Origin of the sequence: Kineobactrum sediminis (assembly GCF_002868715.1) — a bacterium.
Classification (GTDB): Bacteria; Pseudomonadota; Gammaproteobacteria; order Pseudomonadales; family Halieaceae; genus Kineobactrum; species Kineobactrum sediminis.
The window spans coordinates 1-383 of sequence record NZ_PKLZ01000006.1 but is presented as its reverse complement, the minus strand read 5'-3'; the positions used below and the strand labels follow the sequence as shown (position 1 = coordinate 383).

The 383-nt window shown below is 60.1% G+C and carries 1 protein-coding gene; it reads right to left on the bottom strand.

All coding sequences use genetic code 11. The annotated features are described in order from the left end of the window. A partial coding sequence (locus CWI75_RS18400; protein ID WP_206604676.1) for a hypothetical protein occupies positions 1-383 on the bottom strand: 383 nt, incomplete at both ends.

The window sequence follows — 383 nt, the reverse complement described above, 5'->3', positions numbered from 1 at the left end:
CACCATTGGCGATGGCGAGCTTGACGCCGACATCACTGATGACGTCCTTGAACACCATGATCTTGATAATGCTGTTGCTGGCATCGAGGGTGATCGGGCCGATGTCGCCGTGGGCGGTTTCCACACCGGCGAAGAACTGGCCATTGGCGCGGGCGGTAAAGCGACCTGCCGTGGCTGAGCTGTTGATGCCGCCGGTATCCGGGTTCGCGACAATTTCAAGCGGCGGGTTATCGTCATTCTCGAATACTGCCCAGCCAAAACTGCTGCCAGTGGCCGGGGTTTCGAAGTCAACAGCAGCGCCGCTGACATCAACCGGCGTATCGCCTCCGGTATCACCCCCGGTAGTGCCACAACCCGAGGCCAGGGCGATATCGTCGAAGTAG